The 24,220-nt window shown below is 69.6% G+C and carries 24 protein-coding genes; 13 read left to right on the forward strand and 11 right to left on the reverse strand.

Annotation, left to right across the window (positions count from 1 at the left end; genetic code table 11):
- Positions 1 to 148: 148 nt before the first annotated feature.
- From AC1DJH_RS29550 to AC1DJH_RS29570, 5 genes are all read right to left on the reverse strand, one after another.
- Positions 149 to 1,816 carry a hypothetical protein gene (locus AC1DJH_RS29550; protein ID WP_478188127.1) on the reverse strand — a complete coding sequence of 556 codons (1,668 nt, stop codon included), beginning with the start codon at positions 1,814 to 1,816 and terminating at the stop codon, positions 149 to 151.
- Positions 1,817 to 1,965: 149 nt separating this feature from the next.
- Entirely contained in the window at positions 1,966 to 2,952 is a 987-nt protein-coding gene (locus AC1DJH_RS29555; protein ID WP_472121601.1) for a Bug family tripartite tricarboxylate transporter substrate binding protein, read from the reverse strand.
- Between the two features lie 73 nt (positions 2,953 to 3,025).
- A complete protein-coding gene (locus tag AC1DJH_RS29560; RefSeq protein WP_478188128.1) occupies positions 3,026 to 3,583 on the reverse strand; it encodes a hypothetical protein in 558 nt (185 codons plus the stop codon).
- 62 nt (positions 3,584 to 3,645) lie between these two features.
- On the reverse strand, positions 3,646 to 5,682 hold the full coding sequence (htpG, locus tag AC1DJH_RS29565; protein ID WP_478188129.1) for a molecular chaperone HtpG: 2,037 nt from the start codon (positions 5,680 to 5,682) through the stop codon (positions 3,646 to 3,648).
- Between the two features lie 410 nt (positions 5,683 to 6,092).
- Positions 6,093 to 6,890 (reverse strand): hypothetical protein, encoded by a 798-nt coding sequence (locus AC1DJH_RS29570; protein ID WP_478188130.1) that lies wholly within the window; start codon positions 6,888 to 6,890, stop codon positions 6,093 to 6,095.
- Positions 6,891 to 7,293: 403 nt separating this feature from the next.
- On the opposite strand from AC1DJH_RS29570, the gene AC1DJH_RS29575 reads away from it, so the two are divergent.
- From AC1DJH_RS29575 to AC1DJH_RS29605, 7 genes are all read left to right on the forward strand, one after another.
- Entirely contained in the window at positions 7,294 to 8,259 is a 966-nt protein-coding gene (locus AC1DJH_RS29575; protein WP_478188131.1) for a hypothetical protein, read from the forward strand.
- A 43-nt stretch (positions 8,260 to 8,302) separates the two neighbouring features.
- Complete coding sequence (locus tag AC1DJH_RS29580; RefSeq protein ID WP_435488026.1) at positions 8,303 to 8,914, forward strand: hypothetical protein; 612 nt, start codon at positions 8,303 to 8,305, stop codon at positions 8,912 to 8,914.
- Entirely contained in the window at positions 8,907 to 9,500 is a 594-nt protein-coding gene (locus AC1DJH_RS29585) for a hypothetical protein (RefSeq protein ID WP_435488025.1), read from the forward strand. The genes AC1DJH_RS29580 and AC1DJH_RS29585 overlap by 8 nt, the downstream gene beginning before the upstream one ends.
- Before the next feature lie 2 nt (positions 9,501 to 9,502).
- The gene (locus tag AC1DJH_RS29590; protein WP_435488024.1) at positions 9,503 to 10,021 is read left to right on the forward strand and encodes a hypothetical protein; all 519 of its coding nucleotides are present in this window, start codon (positions 9,503 to 9,505) and stop codon (positions 10,019 to 10,021) included.
- Positions 10,018 to 10,872 carry a COG1470 family protein gene (locus AC1DJH_RS29595; protein WP_435488023.1) on the forward strand — a complete coding sequence of 285 codons (855 nt, stop codon included), beginning with the start codon at positions 10,018 to 10,020 and terminating at the stop codon, positions 10,870 to 10,872. The genes AC1DJH_RS29590 and AC1DJH_RS29595 overlap by 4 nt, the downstream gene beginning before the upstream one ends.
- A gap of 44 nt (positions 10,873 to 10,916) precedes the next feature.
- Positions 10,917 to 11,534 carry a hypothetical protein gene (locus tag AC1DJH_RS29600; RefSeq protein ID WP_478188132.1) on the forward strand — a complete coding sequence of 206 codons (618 nt, stop codon included), beginning with the start codon at positions 10,917 to 10,919 and terminating at the stop codon, positions 11,532 to 11,534.
- A 127-nt stretch (positions 11,535 to 11,661) separates the two neighbouring features.
- Positions 11,662 to 12,156, forward strand: a complete 495-nt coding sequence (locus AC1DJH_RS29605; RefSeq protein ID WP_478188144.1) for a DUF3761 domain-containing protein — start codon at positions 11,662 to 11,664, stop codon at positions 12,154 to 12,156.
- A 197-nt stretch (positions 12,157 to 12,353) separates the two neighbouring features.
- Here the strand turns inward: AC1DJH_RS29605 and AC1DJH_RS29610 are convergent, their stop codons facing one another.
- The 5 genes from AC1DJH_RS29610 to AC1DJH_RS29630 all read right to left on the reverse strand — a co-directional run bounded on the left by AC1DJH_RS29610 (position 12,354) and on the right by AC1DJH_RS29630 (position 16,934).
- Positions 12,354 to 13,394 (reverse strand): ABC transporter substrate-binding protein, encoded by a 1,041-nt coding sequence (locus AC1DJH_RS29610; RefSeq protein ID WP_478188133.1) that lies wholly within the window; start codon positions 13,392 to 13,394, stop codon positions 12,354 to 12,356.
- Between the two features lie 67 nt (positions 13,395 to 13,461).
- Positions 13,462 to 13,800, reverse strand: coding sequence for a hypothetical protein (locus AC1DJH_RS29615; RefSeq protein WP_435437587.1), 339 nt, complete (start codon positions 13,798 to 13,800; stop codon positions 13,462 to 13,464).
- 157 nt (positions 13,801 to 13,957) lie between these two features.
- The gene (locus tag AC1DJH_RS29620) at positions 13,958 to 15,343 is read right to left on the reverse strand and encodes a sensor histidine kinase (RefSeq protein WP_478188134.1); all 1,386 of its coding nucleotides are present in this window, start codon (positions 15,341 to 15,343) and stop codon (positions 13,958 to 13,960) included.
- The gene (locus AC1DJH_RS29625) at positions 15,340 to 15,996 is read right to left on the reverse strand and encodes a response regulator (protein ID WP_435437585.1); all 657 of its coding nucleotides are present in this window, start codon (positions 15,994 to 15,996) and stop codon (positions 15,340 to 15,342) included. Before AC1DJH_RS29625 ends, AC1DJH_RS29620 begins: the two co-directional genes overlap by 4 nt.
- A 104-nt stretch (positions 15,997 to 16,100) precedes the next feature.
- A complete protein-coding gene (locus AC1DJH_RS29630) occupies positions 16,101 to 16,934 on the reverse strand; it encodes a pseudouridine synthase (RefSeq protein WP_472121631.1) in 834 nt (277 codons plus the stop codon).
- 84 nt (positions 16,935 to 17,018) lie between these two features.
- On the opposite strand from AC1DJH_RS29630, the gene AC1DJH_RS29635 reads away from it, so the two are divergent.
- The 6 genes from AC1DJH_RS29635 to AC1DJH_RS29660 all read left to right on the forward strand — a co-directional run bounded on the left by AC1DJH_RS29635 (position 17,019) and on the right by AC1DJH_RS29660 (position 23,368).
- Positions 17,019 to 18,107, forward strand: coding sequence for a bifunctional nicotinamide-nucleotide adenylyltransferase/Nudix hydroxylase (locus AC1DJH_RS29635; RefSeq protein WP_472121633.1), 1,089 nt, complete (start codon positions 17,019 to 17,021; stop codon positions 18,105 to 18,107).
- A 67-nt stretch (positions 18,108 to 18,174) separates the two neighbouring features.
- Entirely contained in the window at positions 18,175 to 19,620 is a 1,446-nt protein-coding gene (locus AC1DJH_RS29640) for a nicotinate phosphoribosyltransferase (protein ID WP_478188135.1), read from the forward strand.
- A 331-nt stretch (positions 19,621 to 19,951) separates the two neighbouring features.
- Positions 19,952 to 21,106 carry an MGDG synthase family glycosyltransferase gene (locus tag AC1DJH_RS29645; RefSeq protein WP_478188136.1) on the forward strand — a complete coding sequence of 385 codons (1,155 nt, stop codon included), beginning with the start codon at positions 19,952 to 19,954 and terminating at the stop codon, positions 21,104 to 21,106.
- Entirely contained in the window at positions 21,103 to 21,594 is a 492-nt protein-coding gene (locus AC1DJH_RS29650; protein ID WP_478188137.1) for a hypothetical protein, read from the forward strand. Before AC1DJH_RS29645 ends, AC1DJH_RS29650 begins: the two co-directional genes overlap by 4 nt.
- The gene (locus tag AC1DJH_RS29655; protein ID WP_478188138.1) at positions 21,591 to 22,151 is read left to right on the forward strand and encodes a dual specificity protein phosphatase family protein; all 561 of its coding nucleotides are present in this window, start codon (positions 21,591 to 21,593) and stop codon (positions 22,149 to 22,151) included. The genes AC1DJH_RS29650 and AC1DJH_RS29655 overlap by 4 nt, the downstream gene beginning before the upstream one ends.
- Before the next feature lie 86 nt (positions 22,152 to 22,237).
- The gene (locus AC1DJH_RS29660; protein ID WP_478188139.1) at positions 22,238 to 23,368 is read left to right on the forward strand and encodes a zinc-binding dehydrogenase; all 1,131 of its coding nucleotides are present in this window, start codon (positions 22,238 to 22,240) and stop codon (positions 23,366 to 23,368) included.
- Positions 23,369 to 23,512: 144 nt separating this feature from the next.
- Here AC1DJH_RS29660 and kdpE read toward each other — a convergent pair whose 3' ends face one another.
- Positions 23,513 to 24,211 carry a two-component system response regulator KdpE gene (gene kdpE, locus AC1DJH_RS29665; RefSeq protein WP_478188140.1) on the reverse strand — a complete coding sequence of 233 codons (699 nt, stop codon included), beginning with the start codon at positions 24,209 to 24,211 and terminating at the stop codon, positions 23,513 to 23,515.
- Positions 24,212 to 24,220 lie beyond the last annotated feature (9 nt).

The raw sequence follows: 24,220 nt of genomic DNA on the forward strand, positions 1-24,220 counted from the left end.
TCAAAGAGTGCTCTGAACGCGCACGCCGATGAGTACCTTGCGCAGCGAAAAAAGAGAAGCAGCGGGACCGAAGCGGGAGACATTCGCGGAGCAAGGAGCCCGCCGACGTGAGCGCGCCCTGAAGGAACGGTACACAGCACACAGAGTGCTACCCCGCAACCCCGCGCGCCGAATCGATCAACGCTCTAAAGGCGCGCGTCATCGCGCGCACCGGATGCATCCCAGACCACGGCTTCGCAGTCGCCTTCGGCGGCGCCGAGACCACGCCACGGCCCATGCGCAGCGACACCTGCAGCTTCCTGATCGTGAGCGCCGGCCGGGTCACGCCGCGCATCAGCAGGCCGCCGCGCACGGTTCCCGCGGCCACCGCGAACTGCACCACCAGGCACTTGCGCCCCGCCGAGGGGTCGACCTCGAACACCAGGCTGCGCCGCCGCGCGCCGGTGCCGCGCTGGCCCTGCAGCACCCTGCCATCGAACATGGCGTGCACGCTGGTGGCCTTGGCGTTGCTGCGGTAGTCGATGCGCACCTCCAGGCGGCAGGGCTGCTGGTGCGCCTGCGCGGGCGGGTGCAGCGAAGGCAGCGGAATCACCAGGCAAGCCAGCTCGCCCTCGCTGCGCGCACCTTCTCCGTCGAAACCCGCCCAGCCGTGGCTGAGCCAGCCCATCGCGGGGCTGCCGGGGTGGAACAGGTAGGGGCGGCCGGTCTGCAGTTCGGCCGTCTCGCACAGGCCCTGCGAGGCATCGTCGAGGCCCCAGCGGGTGAGAAAGGCCTTGTCGAGGGCGGCCGCCGGCCAGGCCGGCAGGCCGGGGGCCGAGGGCACACCGCCGGCGCTGCACACCGCCGCCATGCAGTCCACCGAGCCCAGCGCCGCGCCCATCGGTATCCAGCCCGAGCAGCCCCGCGGCAGCTGCGCCGGTGCGTTGCGGTCGGCGCGGATCAGCGCATGCGCGGGCTTGCGGAAGTAGCGCGCCTCGGTCAGCACGCTCGACGACAGGCTCGCGGCGAAGTGCACGTTGCTGGCCGACAGCAGCGCGTAGGTGTTCTCGCGCGTCCAGGCGACGTTGGGAATGGCGCGCGCAATGGGCGCCAGGTCGTGCAGCGCGCTCTCGTAGGGGTGCGGCTTGACGACCAGCAGGTCGACGCTGCCCGCCAGCTCGCGCAGCGGCGCGATCACGCTGGCCGGGTGCATGGTGCGCCCGCCGCTCACCAGCGACAGGTCGACCAGGCTCTGGCCGAAGAACAGCCCCACGCGCAGGCGCGGGTCGAACAGCGCGGTCGCGCCGTGCCGTGCGAAACGCCCCTTGAGCGCGCTCGCATGGTTCCAGAACAGCTCCTCGTCCACACGGCGCGCCAGCAGCGCGGCCTCGATGACCGGGTCGTTGGTGCGCGCGCAGAAGTGCAGGTGCTCGGTGAAGCGGCGCGGATCGATCTCGATGTCCAGGTAGCTCGCGCCGCCGCGGTCGATGCAGTGCTGCAGCGCGGGCGTCAGGCCCCAGCCGATGACCAGGCACCCGGGCTCGAACGCCGGCAGGCCCTCGCGCCCGGCCAGCGGCACCAGGTCGGCGGTGCAGGCACGCGCCCAGCCGGCCGGCGTGCAGGGCAGCTCCAGCCGATGCATGAGGCGCGCCACGTCGATGCGCCCGCCTTCGGACAACGGCGCGATCTCGCCCATCGGCAGGTCGAGGCGGCCCAGCGCGGCGTCGAAGAAGGCACGCAGGAATCGCCGGTTGGCGACGTGGTACTGCAGCCCGTTGACGGGCGAGCGGAAAAAGTCGTCCGCAAAAACGACATGGTGAAAACGGCGTGTGGTCATCGGTCTCGGGAGGACCGGGCTGCCCGTTGCAGACCGTCCCTCCGGCCTTTCCTGAGCGATGCGCCAATCTAGGCAGCCACTCTTAGCCTCACGTGAGAAAGGTCCGGCACGCGCGCAAAGTTGCCGTAAAGGCCAGGGGTCGGTTCGCCCTAGTCGAGCGTGAGGTTCAGCTCGCGAATCAACGGATGCCAGCGCGCCGACTCGCCCTGCAGCAGCGCGGCGAACTGGCTGGGCGCATCGCCCACGGGCTCCACGCCGAACTCGGCCAGCTTGCGCTGCACGGCCGGGTTGTGGATGGCATCGGCCACCGACTGCTGCAGCCGCGTGACCAGCTCGCCCGGCGTGCTGGCGGGCACCACCAGGCCCATGAGCGCGGCCGCCTCCACCCGGGGCATGCCGAGCTCGGCGAAGCTGGGCACGCCCGGCAACTCTTTCAGGCGCTGGGGGTGCGCCACCGCCAGTGCGCGCAGCTTGCCGCTCTGGATGAAGCGGCGCGACGCGGCCAGGTCGCACATCATCACGGGCAGCTGGCCGCCGGCCACGTCGGCCAGCGCAGGCGCGGCGCCGCGGTAGGGCACATGCACCATCTCCAGCCCGGCCTCGCGTTCGAGCAGTGCCATCGCCAGGTGCTGCGGGCTGCCGGTGCCGGCCGAGGCGAAGCTCACCTTGCCGGGGAAGGCGCGCGCGTCCTCGATGAAGGCCCGCGCGTCCTTCTGGCCGCTGGACGGGCCGACCAGCAGCACCATGGGCAGCCGGCCCAGCAGGGTCACGGGCGCGAAGTCGCGCGAGGGGTTGTAGCTGAGGTTGCGGTACAGCGCGGGGTTGAACACCAGCATGCCGTTGTCGGCCGACAGCAGCGTGTAGCCGTCGGCGGCCGCGCGGGCGGCCTCGATGGCGCCCAGCGCGGTGTTGCCGCCGGCGCGGTTCTCGATGAGCACGGGCTGCCCCGCGTCGATGGCCAGCTGCGTGGCGATGGTGCGCGCGACGATGTCGGCACCGGCACCGGCGGGGTACGGCACGATCCATCGGATGGGCTTGGCGGGGTAGCCGAACTGGGCCTTCGCCGCGCGGGGCAGCGCCGTGGCAGCCAGCGCGGCCAGGGCCAGGAGTCGCAGCAGCAGCGGTCGGCGGGTCATGGTGCGTCGGTCTCCGAAGGAGATTCAGGCGCCATGTTAGGCCGGGTTGCCTGTTCGCGTCGGGCGGCCGCGCTCAGGGCGCGACGGGGTTGCCCGGCGTGCCGGCTTCGCGGGCCGGCACCGCGGCTGCGGCTGCGGCCGGCGTGCGGTAGCTGACGTTCACCGCGGGCGCCTGGGGCTCCGGCGGCGGACGCGTGATCTTGACGAGGGGCGCCCTGGCCGGGACCGGGGCATGCGCCGCCGGCAAGGCGGCAGGCGCCGGGGCCACGGTGGCAATCGGCGTGAAGGGGTCGGCGGGCGTGGAATAGCGCACCAGGGCCGGCGCCGCCGGAGCGACGACAGTGGCAGGGGTCGCCGATGCCACAGCGCCGGTCGGCACTGCGGGTGCGGCCTTCGGGTCGTAGAGCACCGCGCCCTTGCTGACCCCCGTCGCTACCGGCCCCACGCCGACCCCGACACCGGCCGAGCCCGACACCTGCCCGCCGTTGTTCACCGCCACGCCTGCGCCGAGCGGGCCGAAGCCGGTGTTGAGCCCCACCGAGAAATTGCCGTCCTTCGTGGCGCCGAGCCCCAGAGAGAGCCCCGGCACCAGCGGAATGCCGACGTGATAGTGCGAGCAGCCGCCCACCATGAGGAGCAGCAGCGCCGCGGGAATTGCGGCAGCTGTTGTCCGGACGGTGCGCGGCCGGGCGATCACACCAGCAGCGCGTTGACGCGCCTCACATAAGCCGCGGGGTCGGCCGGCAGGCCGCCTTCGGCCAGCAGCGCCTGGTCGAACAGGATGTTCGCCAGGTCGTCGAAATGCGCGGAGCTTTCGAGCTTCTTCACCAACGGATGCTCGGCGTTCACCTCGAGCACCGGCTTGAGCTCGGGCGCGGGCTGGCCGGCCTGCTTGAGAATGCGCGCGAGCTGCGTGCTCATGCCGCCGTCCTGCACCACCAGGCAGGCGGGCGAGTCGACCAGGCGGGTGGTCACGCGCACGTCGTCGGCCTTGTCCTTGAGCGCGGCCTTCAGCCGCTCGAGCAGGGGCTTGAACGACTCGGCGGCTTCCTCGGCGGCCTTCTTCTCGGCTTCGTCCTGCAGCTTGCCCAGGTCGACCGCGCCCTTGGCCACGCTCTGCAGCGGCGTGCCGTCGAACTCGTTGAGGTAGTTCAGCGCCCACTCGTCGACGCGGTCGGTCATGAGCAGCACCTCGATGCCCTTCTTCTTGAAGACCTCGAGCTGCGGGCTGTTCTTCGCGCCGGCCAGGGTGTCGGCCGTGATGTAGTAGATCGCGTCCTGGCCTTCCTTCATGCGCGCCTTGTAGTCGGCGAAGCTCACGCTCACCGTGTCGGTGGTCGTGGAGGCGTAGCGCAGCAGCTTGGCGATGCGGTCGCGGTTGCCCATGTCCTCGCCCAGGCCTTCCTTGAGCACCGCGCCGAACTCGGCGTAGAACTTCGCGTACTTGCCCGATTCGTCGGCGGCCGCGGCGGCCGCTTCAGCGGCGGTGGGCGCGTTCTTGTCGACCACGTCGGTCACTGCGCCGGTCGGCTCCGGCGCGGGCACCGATTCGCCCGAGCCCACGTCGATCAGGCCTTCGCCGCTCTCGGGGCCGGTCTTCTGCTTCTTCGCCAGGTCTTCGAGCATGCCGAGCACGCGCTTGGTGCTGCCCTCGCGGATCGCCTTCACGTCGCGGCTTTCCTGCAGCAGCTCGCGGCTCACGTTCAGCGGCAGGTCGGCCGAGTCGATCACGCCCTTCACGAAGCGCAGGTAGCTGGGCATCAGCGCCTCGGCGTCGTCCATGATGAAGACGCGCTTGACGTACAGCTTCACGCCCGCGCTCTTCTCGCGGTTCCACAGGTCGAAGGGCGCCTTGGCCGGGATGTACAGCAGCTGCGTGTACTCGGTGCTGCCTTCCACGCGGTTGTGGCTCCAGGCGAGCGGGGCCTCGTAGTCGTGGCTGATGCTCTTGTAGAACTCCTCGTACTGCTCGGTGGTGATGTCCTTCTTGGGGCGGCTCCACAGGGCGTTGGCCTTGTTGATGGTTTCCCATTCGCCGGTCTTCACCATGTCGCCGGGCTGGTCGTTCTCGCCTTCCTTCCACTCTTCCTTTTCCATCAGGATAGGCAGCGAGATGTGGTCGGAGTACTTGCCCACGACCTGCTTGATCTTCCAGGCGTTGAGGTACTCGTCGGCGTCGTCGCGCAGGTGCAGCGTGATGCTGGTGCCGCGCGCGGCGCGCGTGATGTCGGCCACGTCGAAGTCGCCGGCGCCGCCGCTGGCCCAGCGCACGCCCTGCTCCGGCGGCACGCCCGCACGGCGCGACTCGACCGTGATGCGGTCGGCCACGATGAAGCCCGAGTAGAAGCCCACGCCGAACTGGCCGATGAGCTGCGCGTCGGCCTTCTGGTCGCCGCTGAGCTTGCTCATGAAGTCCTTGGTACCGCTCTTGGCGATGGTGCCGAGGTTGTCGATCGCTTCCTGGCGCGACAGGCCGATGCCCTTGTCGGTGATGGTGAGCGTGCGCGCGGCCTTGTCGAACGAGATGCGCACGTCGAGCTCGGGCTGGTCTTCGTACAGGTCGGGCTGGTCCAGCGCCTCGAAGCGCAGCTTGTCGCACGCGTCGGACGCGTTCGAGATCAGCTCGCGAAGAAAGATTTCCTTGTTGGAATAAAGCGCGTGCGTGACGAGGTGCAGCAGTTGCGCGACTTCGGCCTGGAAGGGGAGTTTGGTGTTGGAGGAATCAGCCATGGAGAAAAGAAATATCGAATCCAAAAAATTCTAAGCCGGCAGGCGCCTGCCGTGTGACGTTGCGCCTGCTTCTCAAGTGGGGAGGTCCTTCGACTTCATCAAGTCTGCGATGAGGTCGAAAGGCCCATTTTGCGCATTCCTGAAGAACAAAAACCAACGTTCCGCCGAAGTAGAAACCCGCGTTGTCATCAAAAGTTACCGTAGATAACATTTTTGGAAATATCCTGTTCTTGGCTCCACAACACGGCGGCAGCGCCCCGGGAAAACAGGGATGTCGTTTGATGATTCGAGAGGCATTGCGTACCGCGGTCGGTCCCGCCGGCGCACGCCGACGCCCGGCCTGGGCCCCCGTGTGGATCGGATGCGCTGCGGCGCTGGCAGGGCTGCCGTGCGCTCACGGGCAGAGCGCATCACCCCCGAAGAGCAGCAGCAGCATGGCGGCCCCGGCCGGCCCCGACATGGCTGACGCGCGCATCGAACCCGTCGACCGCGCAGAGGTGGAGCAGGCGCGTCTGCGGGCGCTCATGGAGTCCGCGCCCAAGGCTTACGAAGACCGCTTCATGAACGCCACCGACCCCGTGACGAACGAGGTCGATGCCGAGCCCGAGCAGCCGCAGGGCTTTCGGGCCTGGCTGGTGGAAAGCCGCATCGGCCTGGGCGACGCCACCAGCACCGGCTACCGCCGCCAGCGCGCCACCGAGTTCGGCCAGCGCCTCGAGTACCGCCGCGAAACGCTCAACTACGGCGAGTTCGTGCTGCAGGCCGACGCGCGCCACCTGAGTGGCGACAGCTTCCTGGGCGGCGGAGGCATCGGCTCGCTGGGCTATGCGCGAGATCCCACCAGCGCGCGCTTCACGTTGCGCAACCTCGGCTTTCCGCTGACCACGCAGACCTTTGCCGACAGCGCGGTGGGTGACATCTACAGCGAGCTCACCGAAGGGCTGGCGCGCAACTACCGGCTCTCGCTGGGCTCGACCACCGTGCGGGGCGCATCGACACGCATCTTCAACGCCGACCTGGACGTGCGCGCGGGCTTCGGCGAGCGCGGCAACCTCACGGGCGGCCCGTTTCCCGGCTTCGAAAAGAGCCAGGGCACGCTCGGCTGGCTCGGGCTCACCAAGCGCCTGGGCGACCCGTGGTTCACCTCGTTCCAGCTCGAACAGGCGCGCGGCATCCCGGCCTACTACTTCGACCCGGTCACGGCGCAAGGCTTCGGGCGCAAGGACGTCGACAGCTGGGCCACCTCGATCGGCTACGGCGGCCAGCTGCTGCGCGACGGCGACCTGCGCGCGCGCGCCACGCTGGTGGGCAGCCGCACCACCTCGCCGACGCCGGGCGTGGCCACGGGCGCTTCGCAGGGCCTGTTCGTGGAGGCCAGCGCGCACCGGCGCCTACCGGCACGAGCTGGGCGCGTACGCGGCGCGGCCCGACCTGTACTTCGGCGACTACCCGCTGGCCACCGGCACGCGCGGCGCGTACTGGCGCATCGACCGCAGCGACAACCGCCTGAACTGGGGCGCCGGGCTGGACTTCGAGCGCGCCGCGCCGAACGACAGCTTCAACCTCTTCGGCTACCGCCGGGCCGGCGCGAGCGGCAACTTCCAGTACCTGGTGGACCGCAACACCTCGTTCGGCGGCAGCGTGAGCCTGACGCAGACACGCTACGAGCGCGAAGGCACGGGCACCGCGGCCGCGACCTCGGGCCAGGGCGACCGTTTTCGCAGCCTGTACGCCAACGCCTTCTACCAGACGCGTTTCTTCGACTGGCCGCGCAGCCGCTTCAACCTGGCGGTGCGGCGCAACGAGGCCATCGTGCTCGGCGACGGCACGGCCACCGGGCAGGAGCTGCAGTGGGAGCAGGACTGGATCAGCGGGCGCTACGAGACCATGCGCCCCGAACTCACCACCACGCTGGGCTACGCACGCGACCAGAGCAGCGGCGACGTGCGCCATTACCCCACGGCGGGCGCGCAATTCCGCTTCTGGGTGGCCAGCGGCTTCAGCGTGACGGGCAACCTGCGCTACACCTCGCAGCACGGCGGCCTGTACACCAGCCGCGGGCTGTCGGGCACGGTCGGCGCCGAGAAAGACCTGGCGCCCGGCTGGCGCGCGGGCATTTCCGCCAGCCTGAACCAGGCGCGCGCCACCACGGTGCCGGTGGCGCTGAACACACCGGCGCTCTTTCGCACCACCGACAAGACGGTGTACGTCTACCTGCGCTGGGAAGGCTCCGCCGGCACGGCCTACCAGGCCGCGGGCGCTCGCAACGGCAGCGCCGGCGGCGGCAGCGTGGCCGGGCGCGTGTTCTTCGATGCCGACAACGACGGGGAGGCGCAGATCGGCGAAGGCGGCGTCGCCAACGTCGAGGTGCTGCTCGACGGCCGCTACCGCGCCACCACCGACCGCGACGGCCGGTTCGAATTTCCGCTGGTGACCACCGGGCGCCACCAGCTCACCCTCACGCCCGAGACCGTGCCGCTGCCCTGGGGGCCGGCACGCGACGCGGGCGCGAGCGTCGACGTTCCGCTGCGTGGCCAGGCCAGCACCTCGATCCCCGTGATCAAGGTGGGGCAGTGACCACCTTTTTTGTTTGTTCCACCGCAACGCAAAGGAAACCGAGATGAGACACCACCCGAGATTGCTCACCCTGGCCGCAGGCGCGGCCCTGGCGCTGGCCGCCGGCATGGCACTGGCCGAGAGCCAGTACGGCTACGGCACCGGCGTGCCCACCGTGACGGCCCAGGCCCGCCTCAACCTGAGCGTGACGGTGCCCAGGCTGATCCTGCTGCGCGTGGGCGCCCAAGCGGGCAGCGGCGACACGCTGAACTGGACCGCGCCGATCACCTGGGCCACCGCGCCCACCATCACGGCCGGCAACAACCAGGCGGCCAACTGGGACGGCACCGCGCCCACGCTCGGCACCGTGACCAACCCGGCGGCGGTGCCGGTGTCGGCGTGGACCAACAGCAGCGGCGGCGGCTCGCTCACCTACACGGCGGCCGACTTCGCGCCCACCGGCGGCCCCTTGCTCACCAACATCGGCGTGAGCTCCGGCGCGGGCCTGGCGCACCCCGGCGGCGCGACGCTGGTGGCCACCGGCGCGGCGGCGAGCACCTTCGTGCCGTCCACCGTCGCCACCGGCACCTGGACCTTCTCGCTGACCGGCACGGCCCTCACCTGGACGCCGGGCACCTACACGACCGTCATCACCTACACCGCCACCAGTGTCTGAACCGCTGCGCGCGGCGGTGGCCCTCGCGCTCCTCGCCGGCATGGCGCCGCGCGCGGACGCAGTCTTCACCTACGCACCCACCGCTTCCCCCTACGGCATCACGCTGCAGGTGGGCTCGGCCGCGGCCATCGACGAGGTGGTGTTCAACGCGACCGGCACCAACGCGGGCCTGGCGACGGGCACCGCCATTGCAGGCTCGCAGTCGATCACCATCCGCATCAGCCCGGCGCGCCCGGCCAGGCTGCTGGCCGAGACGCGGCCGGTGACGCTCACCGCCACCGTGCCGGCGGGGCTCACCTGCACCACCTCGGCCACTTGCGGCGCCAACGTCATTCCGTTCAGCGACATCAGCTGGGTGTCGACCAACGCGACCAGCCCCGCCGAGGGCGACATCCAGAACGGCAGCTTCGCGGCCGGCTCGACGCAGACGCTCGCCAGCTTCAATGGGGCAACGGCCACCGTGCTGCTGGTCAACAGCGACACCCGCTTCATGTCGAACACGCTGACCTTCAAGTACGCCAACACCACGGTGTACCCGGCCGGCAGCTACAGCGGCACGGTGCGCTTCACCGCCACCATGCTTTGACCATGCAAGCCGCCGCTTCGTGCGCACGCCGCTCGGTGACAGCCGGCCTGCTGGCCTGGCTGGCCGGCGTGCCGGGCGCAGCCCATGCGCGGGTCGAGCGGCTGGACGACTCGACCTCGCCGAGCGCGCAGGTGCGCGCACCGGCGGACGACTCACCCATCGTCGCGCCCGGTGCGACCGCCTCGCCCATCGCGCGCATCGCCTTCGGGCGGGTGCACTACCGGCTGGCCACCGCGCGCTACGTGGGCCGCCAGGCGCGCATCTACTACGTGCTGCCGATGGCGGTGCCGGGCCTGCTCTCGCCCGCCGGCCTGGAGGTCAGCTGGCGCACCAACGGCCTGTTCGCCAGCGGCAGCGGCCGGCCCGGCGACCGCGTGCCGGTGTGGAACGGCGTGGTGCGCGACGCGTGGATGACCGAGGCGCTCGACCTGGTGTGGCAGCTCGACGTGCGCCAGGTGCGGCTCTCGCGCGGCATGCCGCTGGGCTTCGAGGCTTATTTCGAAATAGAGACATTGCCATGACACGACTGCTTTCGACGGGACATTCCCACGGCGCTTGCTTCGCTTCCTTCGCTTCCTACGCGCTGGCCGCCTTCGTCGCGCTGTGCGCGGCGCCGCCCGCAGGGGCCGCACCGTTCGAGATCGCGATCATGCCGTCGCGCTTCGAGCTGTCCGCCAAGAGCGGCGCACGGCTGGGCCAGTCGCTGGACATCCACAACGTGGGCGCCGCCGCCACCGAAGTGTCGGTGCGCACGATCGACTGGAGCTACTCGCCCGAGGGCGAGATCTCGTACCTCGACCCGCTGCAGCCCGGCAGTTGCCGGCCCTGGGTGCTGCTGGAACGCAAGACGGTGAAGGTGCCCGCGCGCGGCAAGGCGTCGTTCCGCTTCCAGATCGAGCCGCCGGCCGATGCGCCGCGCGGCGAATGCCGCTTCATGCTGGCCATCGAGGGCGTGGAGCCGGCTTACCGCGCCGCCATCGGGCAGGGCGGCGCCAGCCTGAGCCTGCCGGTCACCGGGCGCATCGCGGTGGCGGTGTACGTGCTGCTCAACGGTGCCGAGCCCAAGCTGGCGCTCAGCCAGGTCGGCACGCGCGACGTGCACGGCCAGCGCACGCCGTACGTCACGGTGAGCAACACCGGCGACGCGCACGGCCGCCTGGACGGCAGCCTGGACGCAACCGACGCCGCCGGCAAGCGCTTCGAGCTGGTGCCCGAGGGCACGCCGGTGCTGCCGGGACAGACGCGCCAGCTTCCGCTGACGCCCAAGCCCGAAGGCGACGGCAAGGCGGCCGCGCCGGTGTACCCGCTGAAGGCCGCCGGCACGCTCGACTGGGAGAAAGGCGGCTTCAAGGTGAACGCGGAGTTCCGCTGATGCGGCGCGCCGACCCGCCTCGCCGGGTCTGCCCGGTTTGCGTGATGGCCCTCTGCGCTGCAGCGGCCGCCGGAGCCGGCCCGGCACACGCCGACACGGCCACCACCCTCGGCCTCGGCACGCCGGCTTTCGTCGACCTGAAGTTCACCGTCAACATCGACAAGTTCGTGTTCTTCCGGCTGGGCACCGGCGCCTGGCCCACGACCAGCGGCACCGTCGACAGCGCGGCTTTCACGCTCACACCCACCATTCCCGGCGGGCCGACCACGCCGGTCGCAGGCAACAACACGGCGGCCAACTGGAGCGGCGCGGCGCCGGCCTTCGCGGTGGCGCCCGCGGCAGGCGTCAAGCTGGCGGTGGAGGTGCGCAGCAACGGCGGCCAGGTCAGCCTGCGTGCCACCGCGAGCACGCCGCTCACCAGCACCACCAGCGCGAACACCATTCCCATGTCGGAGATCACGGTGGCCAGCGACAACGCCACGCTGCCCGCGCCGGCGATTCCCAACGCCGGGACGGGCGCGGCCGTGAACGTGACGCCCACCGCCTTCGGCACCCTGGTGACGCAGCGCGCCGCGAACTGGACCTTCTCGTACGCCAACCTCACGAGCCGCCCGGCCGGGGTCTACCTCGGGCAGGTCACGTTCACCGCCAGTTCGCCCTGAAACCCGCCGAACCGCCCTGAACGCCTTTGCCCGCGCCAAGTCAGCTGGCGCTGGGATCGATCCCCAAAGCTCCGGCGTGGATCTTTCCCTCACCCTTCAGGAGCTTTGCATGAACAAGAACCCCCGGATGACCTGGATCGCAGCCTGCCTCGGCCTGGCTGCGCTGGGCGCCCAGATGCAGGCCCAGGCCCAGGTGCCCGCCGGTGCGCCCGCCGGCACCACCGTGCAATGCAAGGACGACAGCTACGCCTCGCCCGACACCAAGTCGGGCGCCTGCCGCGGCCACAAGGGCATCAAGACCTGGTACGGCAAGGCCGCCGCCCCGGCCGCACCCGCCGCGGCGGTGCCCGCGGTGGAGACGCAGTCGGCCAGCGTCGACAAGACCGGCGTGGCCCCCACCACCGGCACGGCCACCCGCACGCCCGGCGCGCCCGACCTCACGAAGATGGCGGCCGCGCCCGGCGGCGGCGCGGGCAAGGTGTGGGCCAACGACGAGACCAAGGTCTACCACTGCATGGGCGACCGCTACTACGGCAAGACCAAGAAGGGCGAGTACCTGAGCGAGGCCGACGCCAAGACCAAGGGCATGCACGCCTCCCACAACAAGCCCTGCACGTCCTGAAGACTACTTCCAGGAACACCGCGGAACCGGCTTCGCCGGGCCGCAGGTGTTGCCCCCGGTAGGGGGAAGGAGCAGCGACACGAAGTGCGCGAAGCCTGGGGGCGAGCCAAATGCTCCGGCTTTGCCGGGCCGCAGGTGTTGCCCCCGGTAGGGGAAAGGAGCAGCGACACGAAGTGCGCGAAGCCTGGGGGCGAGCCCTACTTCGGCTGGGATTCGACTTCGCGCGTCCAACGGTCGATGAGGCGCTTGCGCTCGTCCGCCTTGCCGTACTTCTCGAAGTCGTACTTGATGAGCTTCACGTCGGCCATCGACGGAATGCGCGGGTCGGGCTTGAAGGTCTTGTTGGCCGGCGACTGCAGGCTGCCGGCCTTGGCGCCGATGGACTGGCCCGCGGGGCTCATGAGCCAGTCGTAATAGCGCTTCGCGTTCTCCTTGTTGCGCGCGCCCTTCACCAGCGCGATGCCGCCGACCTCGTAGCCCGTGCCCTCGCAGGGCGCGGCGGTCTTCACGGGAAATTTGTCGTGGCGCCACTTCTCGAAGCCGAAGATGAAGCTCACACCGATGGCCACCTCGCCCTTGGCCACGTTGGGCGCCTGCGCCTGGCCGCTGCGGGTGTAGCTGGTGACGTTCCTGTTCAGCTTCTTGAGGTAGTCGAAGGCCGCGTCCTCGCCCATCTGCTGCACCAGGCCCGCGATGATGGTGTACGCCGTGCCGCTGGACGCCGGGTGCGAGATCTCGATCTCGCCCTTGTACTCGGGCTTGATGAGATCGGCCCAGCACTTCGGCTCGGGCAGCTTCTTTTTCTTCAGCAGATCGGTGTTGAAGCCGAAGCCCATCGCGCTCGTGTAGAAGCCGCCCACCATGTTCTGCGACAGCGCGTACTGGCGCACCGCCCAGTCGTGCAGGTCGTTGATGTAGGCCGGCCGGTAGGGCTCCAGCAGGCCCTGCTCGGCGGCCTGCAGGAACGGGTCGCCGGTGCCGCCCCACCAGATGTCGGTCTTGGGGTTGGCGGCCTCGGCGCGCAGTTGGGCGCCGATTTCGCCAGTGCCCTTGTGGGCCTGCAGCACCCGAATGCCCGTCTCGCGCGTGAAGGCCGCGGCGGCCGCTTCGCACCAGCCCGCGTCCGTGCTGCACAGCGCGTTGACGGTGCCCTGCGCGGCGGCGTTCGATGCCGAAAGAAGTACCACCGCAGCCATGCAGGCGGCGGTGGCGATGTGCCGAATGGCGAAGCTTGGCATGCGCGGCTCTCCTCGTTGCTGGAGGCCGCAGGATAGCGCCCGGTGGGGCGCGCCGCCAGCAACGCCGTCAGCTGCCGCTGCCGGACTTCACCATCGGCAGCGAGGTCGACTGCCCGATCGGCTCGGTGCCGGTCGGGTGCGAAGCCGCATAGGCGCCGGCCTGGATGTCGGCCACGGGCAGCGTCGAGTTCATCGCGGGCGCGCTGGTCGACTGGCCCATGGGTTCGGTACCCGTCGGGCGGGCTGCGGCCATGGCGCCGGCCTGCACCTCGGGCCGTTCGGGCGAGTTCATCTGCAGCGGATGAAAGTCGGAGCCGTCCATGGTTTCGGCCGACGCCTGGACCGTGCCCAAGGCCGCCAGCGCAGCGAAGGAACCGACGGCAAGAAGCTTGAAGGAAGTGCGCATGATGTGTGTTCTCCTGGGTTTCAGGTTGTCTCGGGTCGCGTGCCATCGAGCGAACTGCGCGCGGCAGGACCTGAACGCACTCTAGGCACGCAGACTGATGGGATGGTGAGCGAAGACTTAGCTGCGAGTGAGTGGCGCAACCCCGTTCTTGCCCACTCTACGTTGGCAAGGACGGCAGGTGCACACGCGCCATCAGCCCCGGCCCGTCGTCACGGTTGCGCAGCTCGATGCGCAAGCCGTGCCGCTCGGCGGCGGTGCGGGCAATCGCCAGGCCCAGCCCGCTGCCGCCGGCCACCGAACCCGGCACGCGAAAGAAGCGGTCGAACACGCGGCCGATGACGGCTTGCGGAATACCGGGGCCGTTGTCGAGCACGTCGACCACCGCATGCCCGTCGACCTGGCGCAGCTTCACGTCGACCACGCCGCCCTCGGGCGCATAGCGCAGCGCGTTGTCGAGCAGGTTGTCGAACACGCTGCGCAACTCGGCCGCGGGGGCGAACACCACGGCGGTGATGCGGCCTTCGCCTTCGAAGCCGATGTCCACGCGCCGCGCATCCGCCAGCACCATCAACTGGCTCACGCTCTCGCGCAGCAGCACCTCGATGTCGACACGCTCGCGCGCATTGCCGCTTTGCGGCGCGTCCTGGCGCGACAGGTGCAGCAGCTGCTCGATCAGGTGCTGCGCGCGCGTGACGCCGGCCTCGAGCTGGTTGAAGCGTTCTGTGGCTTCGCCGGCCGGCACGTGCGCGCGCAGGTTCTCGATCTGCAGGCCGATGGCGGCCATGGGCGTGCGCAGCTCGTGCGCGGCGTCCTGCACGAAACGCCGCTGCGTGGCGAAGGCGCTGCGCACGCGCGACAGCAGGTTGTTGAAGGCGCCCACCAGCGGCGCGATCTCGTCGGGCACGCGCGCCAACGACAGCTCGGTCGGGCTGCGCTCGTCCTGCGAGGCGACGTCGCGCGCCACCGCGCGCAGCGAGCGCGAGGCCGCCGACACGATGATCCACAGGATCAGCAACGCCAGCGGCAGCAGCAGCGTGATCGGCAGGCCTTCGAGCAGCGCGCGGCGCAGTGCGCGGCGGCGCCGGTAGTCCTCGTTCTGCAGCACCTGCACGCGCGGCTGGTCGGCGCGCGGACCCGGCTCGGCGGTGAACACGCGCCAGCTGGCACCGGCGCGCGATCCCGTGGTCACGTCGCTGAAGCCCGGCCCCGGCTGCAGCGGCACCGACAGCGCGGGCCACGACGTGGCGCGCAAGGTGCGGCCGTCGGCGCTCCAGATCTGCACGATGAAGCTGCCGCGCGAGAACGCGGCCTCGCCGTCCATCGGACGCGGCAGCTTCTGCGGATCGCTGCCCGCATACGACTCGGCCACCAGCCGCATCTGGTCGTCCAGCGCGTTGTGCACCAGGTTGCCGTAGGCCACGAAGGAGAACCACGCCGTGAGCACGGCCGCGCCCAGGTGCAGCGTGATGAGCCACAGCAGCAGTTGCGTGCGCAGCGAACCCGGCCGCCACCAGCGGCCGCCGCCGCGCACCGCACGGGTCATGCGGCCACGCGCCAGCCGAGGCCGCGTACGTTGCGGATGGCATCGGCGCCGAGCTTGCGGCGCATGCCGTGGATGAGCACGTCGATGGCGTTGCTGGTCACTTCCTCGCCCCAGCCGTAGATGCGGTTCTCGAGCTGCTCGCGCGACAGGATGGCGCCGGGCCGCTCCAGCAGCGCATGCAGCAGCGCGAACTCGCGCGCGGTGAGCGCCTCGCGCGCGCCGTTGACCAGCACCTCGCGCGTGGTGAGGTCGAGCTGCAGCGCACCGCCGCCGACCAGCGAATGCGCCGCACCGTCGCGCCGGCGCACCACGGCGCGCATGCGCGCGAGCAGTTCGCGGAACTCGAAGGGCTTGAGCAGGTAGTCGTCGGCGCCCAGGTCGAGGCTGTGGATGCGGTCGTCCAGGCCGTCGCGCGCGGTGAGCACCAGCACGGGGGTGGCATCGCCGCGCTCGCGGGCCCGCCGAAGCACCTCGGTGCCGTCCTGCCTGGGCAGGCCGAGGTCGAGCAGCACGCAGGTGTAGCCGCCGTCGCCCAGCGCGCTTTGCGCCAGCTCGCCGTCGCGCACCCAGTCGGCGGACCAGCCCGCGCCTTCGAGCGCCTGCTTCAGGCTGCGCCCGATCATTTCATCGTCTTCCACCAACAGTACGCGCATCGCGGCGACTCCTTCGGCCGCAAGGTAGCACGCGAACGGGATGATCGGAAGTGCCTGCGCCGGGCGCAGCGTAATGACCCAAACTTAAGGCAGGCTGAGCCGGCTCAGAACTTCTCGTGCGGTCCCAGGTAGCGCCATTGCCCCACCGGCAGGTTGCCCAGCATCACCTTGCCGATGCGCACCCGCTTCAGGCCCACCACCTTCAGCCCGACCAGCTCGCACATGCGGCGGATCTGGCGCTTCTTGCCTTCGGTGAGCACGAAGCGCAGCTGCTCGGGGTTCTGCCATTCGACCCGCGCCGGCTTGAGCGCCTGGCCGTCCAGGCTCAGGCCGTGGCGCAGCCGGGCCAGCATGGCTGGCGGAAACACCGCCTGCACGTTGGTGGTGATGGGGTCGTCGTCGTCCATGCGCACCAGCTGGCCGGTGGGCGCGGGCTGGCCCAGGCCGTGGTAGGCCACGCGCACCAGGTATTCCTTCTCCATCACCGAGTCTTCGCCGATGAGCTGGCGCGCGATGCGCCCGTCCTGCGTCATCACCAGCAGGCCGATGGAATCGATGTCGAGCCGGCCGCACGGCGCCAGGCCGCGCAGCTGGTGCGGGTGGAAGAAGAAGCGCGTGTTGTCTTCCGCCCAGCGGTTCTGCGGCGTGAACAGCGAGACCGCCGGCTCGTGCCCGTCCTCGGCCTGCGCGCTCACGTAGCCGATGGGCTTGTTGATCAGGATGGTGACCTGGTTGGCCTGCTGGCCCTTGGCCGCCTTGTCGATCTCGACGCGGTCCGAAGGCGTGACCTTCACGCCCATCTCGGCCGGCTTGCCGTTCACCTTCACCCAGCCGTTGGCGATCCACTCGTCGGCCTCGCGGCGCGAACACATGCCGAGCTCGGCCATGCGCTTGTTGAGGCGCACGGGCGCGTGGGGGGAATTGGAAGGCTCGGTCATCGGCAGGGCTTGATCTGTGTGCGGCACCGATGCTATCCTGAACACAGGCGAGAGTTGATCTCGCCCTTTTTGGGGGATTCCCAAGTGAACACACCAAGCACTCAGACTGCACGCAAGTTTCAATACGCCATCGTCATTGGGCGTTTCCAACCCGTCCATTTCGGACACCAAAGACTCATCGAAGAAGGTCTTCGCGCCGCCGAGCGGGTCATCGTGGTGGTCGGCTCCGACCGCAAGCCCCGCAGCGTCAAGAACCCCTTCACCTTCGACGAACGCGAACGCATGGTGCGCGCCTGCCTGCGCGGCACCGAGCAGATGCGCGTGAGCGTGGTCGGCGTGGGCGACTCGCCCTACAACGACCAGCTCTGGATCGCATCGATCCAGTCCGCCGTCGAGCGGCTCATCGTGCAGGACGGCCACGTGCCGGCCAAGGCCAGGGTGGCGCTGGTGGGCCACCTCAAGGACGCATCGAGCTACTACCTCAAGCTCTTCCCGCACTGGGAATTCGTCGGCCACCAGAACGTGGAAAGCCTCAACGCCACCGACGTGCGCAGCCTCTACTTCGACCCCGAGAACCGCGGCCAGCTGGCGCGCGCCGACCTGCCCGACGGCACGGCCGCCTTTCTCGACCAGTTCACCCGCACCGCCGACTACGCCGAGCTCTGCGAAGAGCGCGCCTTCCTGGCCGACTACCGCGACAAGTACCGCTATGCGGGCAGCAGCTTTCCGCCCATCTACACCACGGTGGACGCCATCGTGGTCGAGGCCGGCCACATCCTGCTGGTGCAGCGCAAGTTCCATCCCGGCAAGGGCACCTGGGCGCTGCCCGGCGGCTTCGTCGGCCAGCACGAGCGGCTGCAGGACGCGGCCATCCGCGAGCTGAAGGAAGAAACCCGCCTGAAGGTGCCCGTGCCCGTGCTCAACGGCAGCATGAAGGCCAGCCATGTGTTCGACGCGCCCGACCGCTCGCAGCGCGGACGCACCATCACGCACGGCTTTTTCTTCGAGCTGGCGCACAACCAGTGGGCGGGGCTGTCGGACGTGCGCGCCGACGACGACGCGGCCGAGGTGCGCTGGGTGCCGATCACCGAATTTCTCGACATGCAGGACCGCATCTACGAAGACCACTTCTTCATTGCGAACCATTTTCTGGGTGGTCTGGGCAAGAACTGAACGGCCCCGACTTTTTAGCAAGCACGGCCCCGGTTGACGGGCGCCACAGTGAAAGGAGCTTTCACACATGAACCGCAATCTCACCTCTTCACCCCTGGGCAACAACCTGCTGCTTCGCACCGACTCCTACAAGGTGTCGCACTGGATGCAGTACCCCCCCGGCACGCAAACGGTGTACAGCTACATCGAGTCGCGCGGCGGCATCTTCAGCCACTCGCTGTTCTTCGGACTGCAGGCCTACCTGCGCGAATACCTGCAGACGCCGGTGACGCTCGAAGACGTCGAAGAGGCCGCCGCGCTCATGGCGGTGCACGGCGAGCCCTTCAACCGCGAAGGCTGGCTGCGGCTGATCGAGAAGCACGGCGGGCTGATGCCGGTGCGCATCCGCGCGGTGCCCGAGGGCAGCGTGACGCCGGTGCACAACGTGCTCGCGACCATCGAGAACACCGACCCCGAGTTCTTCTGGGTCACGAGCTTTCTCGAGACGGAGCTGCTGCGCGCCATCTGGTACCCGACCACGGTGGCCACGCTGTCGGCCGCGGCCCGCACCACGCTCCTGCGCTACCTGGAAGCGACCTGCGACGACCCGCAAGGGCAGATCGCGTTCAGGCTGCACGACTTCGGCGCGCGCGGCGTGTCGAGCCTGGAATCGGCGGCGCTCGGCGGCATGGCCCACCTGGTCAACTTCATGGGCACCGACACGCTGGCCGCATTGGTCGCGGCGCGCCGTTACTACGACTGCGACGTGGCGGGCTTCTCGATTCCCGCGGCCGAGCACAGCACCATCACGGGCTGGGGCCGCGACCATGAAGCCGATGCCTACAGCAACATGATCGACCAGTTCGGCAAGCCGGGCGCCACGTTTGCGGTGGTGAGCGACAGCTACGACATCTTCAATGCCTGCGCGCGCATCTGGGGCGGCGAGCTGAAGGCGAAGGTGGTGGCCTCGGGGTCGACGCTGGTGGTGCGGCCCGACTCGGGCGACCCGGCGGAAACGACGCTGAAGGTGGCGCGGATCCTGGCCGATCGTTTCGGCACGACGACGAACGCGAAGGGCTTCCGGGTGCTGAACAACGTGCGCATCATCCAGGGCGACGGCGTGAACCTGGATTCGCTGCGGTTGTGCCTGTCGAACTTTTTCCACAACGGGTTCTCGACGGAGAACATCTCCTTCGGCATGGGCGGCGGGCTGCTGCAGCAGGTCAACCGGGACACCATGCAGTGGGCAATGAAGTGCTCGGCCATGCAGGTGAACGGCGAGTGGCGCGACGTGTACAAGTCGCCGGTGGGCGATGTGAGCAAGGCGTCGAAGAAGGGGCGGCTGGCGCTGGTGCGCGGTGCGGGCGGGGTCGAGACCACGGTGCGTGAAGAAACGCTGTCGGCGGGGCAAGTCGACCTTCTTCAGACGGTGTTCGAGAACGGGCGCATTGTCGAGAACACCAGCTTCGAGGCCATTCGGGCAAGGGCTGCGGAAGGGGTGAATCAGTTCGTCACCTCGCGCGCGCCGCTCTGAGGCCCACACAGCTGTCCGGGGCGGGTGCACAGGCCGCCGGGTACTCCCCTGCGCGAATGTCCCCCGGGGCTGCGCCCCTCCTCCTTTATTTCGCTGCGGGGAGCACCCGACGCCCTGTCCACCTGGGCACGCTGCCGGTTTGCGGCCGATCAACCACCGCTGCTGACAACGCTCACGTCGATGGGGTGCCTTGCGCAGCGAAATAAAGGGGGAGGCCGCAGGCCGGAGGACATTCGCGGAGCAAGGTACCCCGTCGGCGTGAGCGCACCCAGGATCAGCACGGCGTGAGTGCCACATGCCATGGCCATAATCCCCGCAACTCCCGGAATTCATGACCAAACTCCTGATCCTCAGCGTGAGCGCCGGCAACGGCCACGTGCGTGCAGCACAGGCGCTTGCCGCCACCGCCCAGACCCTTTCCCCGCCCTGCACGGCGGTCCACATCGACGCCATGGCCCACGTGGCCGGCGGCTTTCGCAAGGTCTACACGGACTGGTACATCCAGCTCGTGAACCGCGCACCCGACCTCTGGTCGTACCTGCACCAGCGCACCGACAGCACACCGCACCACGCGCCCTCGCAGCGCCTGCGCCGTGGCATCGAGCGCCTCAGCACCGGGGCGCTGGTGAAGGAAATTCGCCGCGAGCAACCCGATGCCGTCATCTGCACGCACTTCCTGCCGGCCGAACTGCTGATGCGCGAACGCAACCGCGGGCGCATCGACTACCCGGTGTGGCTGCAGATCACCGACTACGACCTGCATAACATGTGGCTGGTGCCGGGCATGACGGGCTACCTCGCGGCAACCGAGGAGGTCGCGTTTCGCCTGCGGGCGCGCGGCATTCCGGCGGACCGCATCCATGTGACGGGCATCCCGGTGATGCCCGCGTTCTCCGAGCCCGAGGTGCCGGCACTGGCGCGCAACGCCTGCGTGGCGGAACTCGGCCTCGACCCCGCTCGGCCGGTGCTGCTGATGGCCTCGGGCGGCGCGGGCGTGGGCGACCTGGCCAGCATGGTCGAACGTGTGCTCGGCCTGGGCAGCGACGGCAACTTCCAGGTGATCGCGGTGGCGGGCCGCAACGTGGAGACCCACGGCAGGCTCGAAGCGCTGGCCCGGCGCTACCCGGGCCGCGTGGTGGCCATCGGCTTCACCAACGAGATGCACAAGCTCATGGCCGCGGCGGACCTCGTCGTGACCAAGCCCGGCGGGCTCACGGTGTCGGAATGCCTGGCACTGGGCAAGCCGATGCTGCTGATCTCGCCCATTCCAGGGCAGGAAGAACACAACGCCGGCTTCCTGATGGAAGAAGGCGCGGCCTGGCTCGCCTACGACGCCATCGGCCTGGACTACAAGGTCGCGCGGCTGATGGCCGACCCGGCCAAGCTCGCGGCCATGGCCGCGCGCAGCCGCGCGCTGGGCAAGCCGCAGGCCGCGCGCGCGGTGCTGCAGCATGTGCTGGGCGCCACGACGGGGACCGCAGCATGAACGGCACCGTCGAAGAGACCGGCGTCGGCCGCACGCTCGGCTACCTCGCCTGGGTGGTCGTCATGGCCTTCTTCTTCGCCAACGCCGAGATCCAGATCGAAGGCGGCGCGGGCTGGGCCACCTCGCTGCCGACCTGGCGCATCGAGAACAGCATCTGGCTCGACCTGTTCTGGGGCGGCCGCGCCATGACGGGCTACCACGCGTGGGTGTTCACCTTCATGGCGCTGGTGTTCTTTTCGCCATTGGCCTTCAACGGCCGCTGGACGTGGCGCAACGTGGGGCTGGCGGTGGCGGGCCTCATCGTGTTCTGGGTCTGCGAAGACTTCCTGTGGTTCCTCATCAACCCGGCCTTCGGCTGGGCGCGCTTCAACCCGGTCGATGCCTTCTGGCACAAGCACTGGCTGTGGGGCGCGCCGGTCGACTACTGGGGCGGGCTCGCGGTGGCGCTGCTGATATTGGCCGTGCGGCACTGGCGGCGCAAGCCATGAGCAAGGCACGCAAGCCGGACGACACCCACGCCGTCGCGCCGCGCCCCGGCCACTGGGCCGACGCGCTGGACGAACTGCAGGTCGAGAACCTGCACCGCATCACGCCCACGCTGTACCGCAGCGCGCAGCCGCGGCGTGCCGACATGGCGGCGCTGCAGCAGCTCGGCATTCGCACCGTGGTGAGCCTGCGTTCGTTCAACGACGACAAGAAGGTGTTCGCCGGTTCCGGCATCCGCTTGGTGCGCGTGCCGATCAACACCTGGTCCATCGACGACGCCAAGGTGCTGCGCGCGCTCACGGCCATTCGCGAGGCGCAGAAGCACGGCCCGGTGCTCATCCACTGCATGCACGGCGCCGACCGCACCGGCGTGGTGGCGGCGGTGTACCGCATGGCGGTGCAGGACTGGGACAAGGAGAGCGCACGCCACGAGATGCTGCGCGGCGGCTACGGCTACCACACGCTGTGGCGCAACATTCCGCGCTACATCGAGCGGCTCGACCCCGTCAAGATGCGCCATGCGCTGGCCCATGCCCCGGCGATCCCGGTGGTGTCCTGAAGGCGCCTGCGGTTTTCGCACCCCGCTCCTATACTGGCCGCCCCGTGGCCACAGGCCATCTTCGAACCCCTGCAAAGGCTTCCTCCATGGCACTGCAAATCCGCTCCCTCGTTCGCGCCAACGGCGAACTCGAACTCTCGCTGCACGACGACCCCATTCCCGAACCGCAGGCCCACGAAGTGGTGATCCGCGTGGAGGCGTCGCCGCTGAATCCGTCCGACCTGGGCCTGTTGTTCGGCGCGGCCGACATGGGCACCGCCAAGGCCTCGGGCACGCCCGATCGCCCGGTCGTGACCGCCACCGTGCCCGAACGCGCCCGGCCCGCCATGGCCGCGCGGCTCGACGAGTCGATGCCCGTGGGCAACGAGGGCGCGGGCGTGGTGGTCAAGGCCGGTGCGTCGCCGGCCGCGCAGGCGCTGCTGGGCAAGACCGTGGCGGCCATCGGCGGCGCGATGTACTCGCAGTACCGCTGCCTCGCCGCCGCGCAATGCATGGTGTTGCCCGAGGGCACGACGCCGGCCGAAGGCGCGTCGTGCTTCGTCAACCCGCTCACGTCGCTGAGCATGGTGGAAACGATGCGCATGGAGGGCCACAAGGCGCTGGTGCACACGGCGGCCGCGTCCAACCTGGGGCAGATGCTCAACAAGATCTGCCAGAAGGACGGCATCGCGCTGGTGAACATCGTGCGCAAGCAGGAGCAGGAAGACCTGCTGCGCGGACTGGGCGCGAAGTACGTGTGCAACGCGAGCTCGCCCACGTTCCTTGAAGACTTGACGCAGGCGCTGGTAGAGACCGGCGCAACCCTGGCCTTCGACGCGACCGGCGGCGGCAAGCTGGCAGGGCAGATCCTCGGCTGCATGGAAGCCGCCATCAACCGCACCGCCAAGGAATACAGCCGCTACGGCTCGGCCACGCACAAGCAGGTGTACATCTACGGCGGCCTGGACCGCAGCCCCACGGAGTTCGTGCGCAACTTCGGCATGGCGTGGGGCATGGGCGGGTGGTTGCTGTTCCCGTTCCTCGGCAAGCTCGGCGATGAAGGCACGCAACGCTTGAAGGCGCGCGTCGTGGCTGAATTGAAGACGACGTTCGCGAGCAAGTACACGCGCGAGGTGTCGCTGGTCGAGATGCTGCAGCTCGACGCGATCGGGGTGTATGGCAAGCAGGCGACGGGGGAGAAGTTCTTGCTGAATCCGAACAAGGGCATTGCGGCCTGAATTCCTTCTTCGGTCTTTGAAGAGGGCTCCCGGCAGGCGGCACGGCACGACACCGCAGGCCGTCTGCCCTCGCCCCAACCCTCTCCCGCCAGCGGGAGAGGGAGCAAGACAGGGAGCGGGCTCCACCGCCGCTCCCCTTACAAACTACACCACCAGCCGATACCCCACAGCCGTTTCCGTCAACAGATGCCGCGGCTGCGCCGGGTCTGCTTCGAGCTTCTGCCGCAGATGCCCCATGTAGATGCGCAGGTAGTGGCTCTGGTCCGTGTGCGACGGCCCCCACACCTCGCGCAGCAGCTGGCGCTGCGTGAGCACGCGGCCCGCGTTGGTGGCCAGCACCGACAGCAGGCGGTATTCGGTCGGCGTGAGATGCACCTCGGCGCCTGCGCGGCGCACGATGCGCGCGGAACGGTCCAGCTCGATCTCGCCGAAACGGAACAGCGCCTCGGGCGGCTCTTCGCTGCCGCCGCCTGCGGCACGCGGGCGCCGCAGGTTGGCCCGCACGCGCGCCAGCAGCTCGCCGGTGCCGAAGGGCTTGGTGAGGTAGTCGTCGGCGCCCGCGTCGAGCGCGGCGATCTTGTCGGCCTCGTCGGTGCGGGCCGAGAGCACGATGATCGGCACGGCCGACCAGCCGCGCACATCGCGGATCAGCGACACGCCGTCGCCGTCCGGCAGGCCGAGGTCCAGCACCAGCAGGTCGGGCTGGCGCGTGCCGGCCGCGGCCAGGCCGTCGCGCAGCGTGCCGGCCTCGTGCACCACCCAGCCTTCGGCTTCGAGCGCGCCGCGCACGAACCGGCGGATCTGCGGCTCGTCTTCGATCACGATGGCGGTGGGCGATGGCATGAGGCTGGG

The organism is Variovorax sp. 10N412 (genome assembly GCF_056394985.1).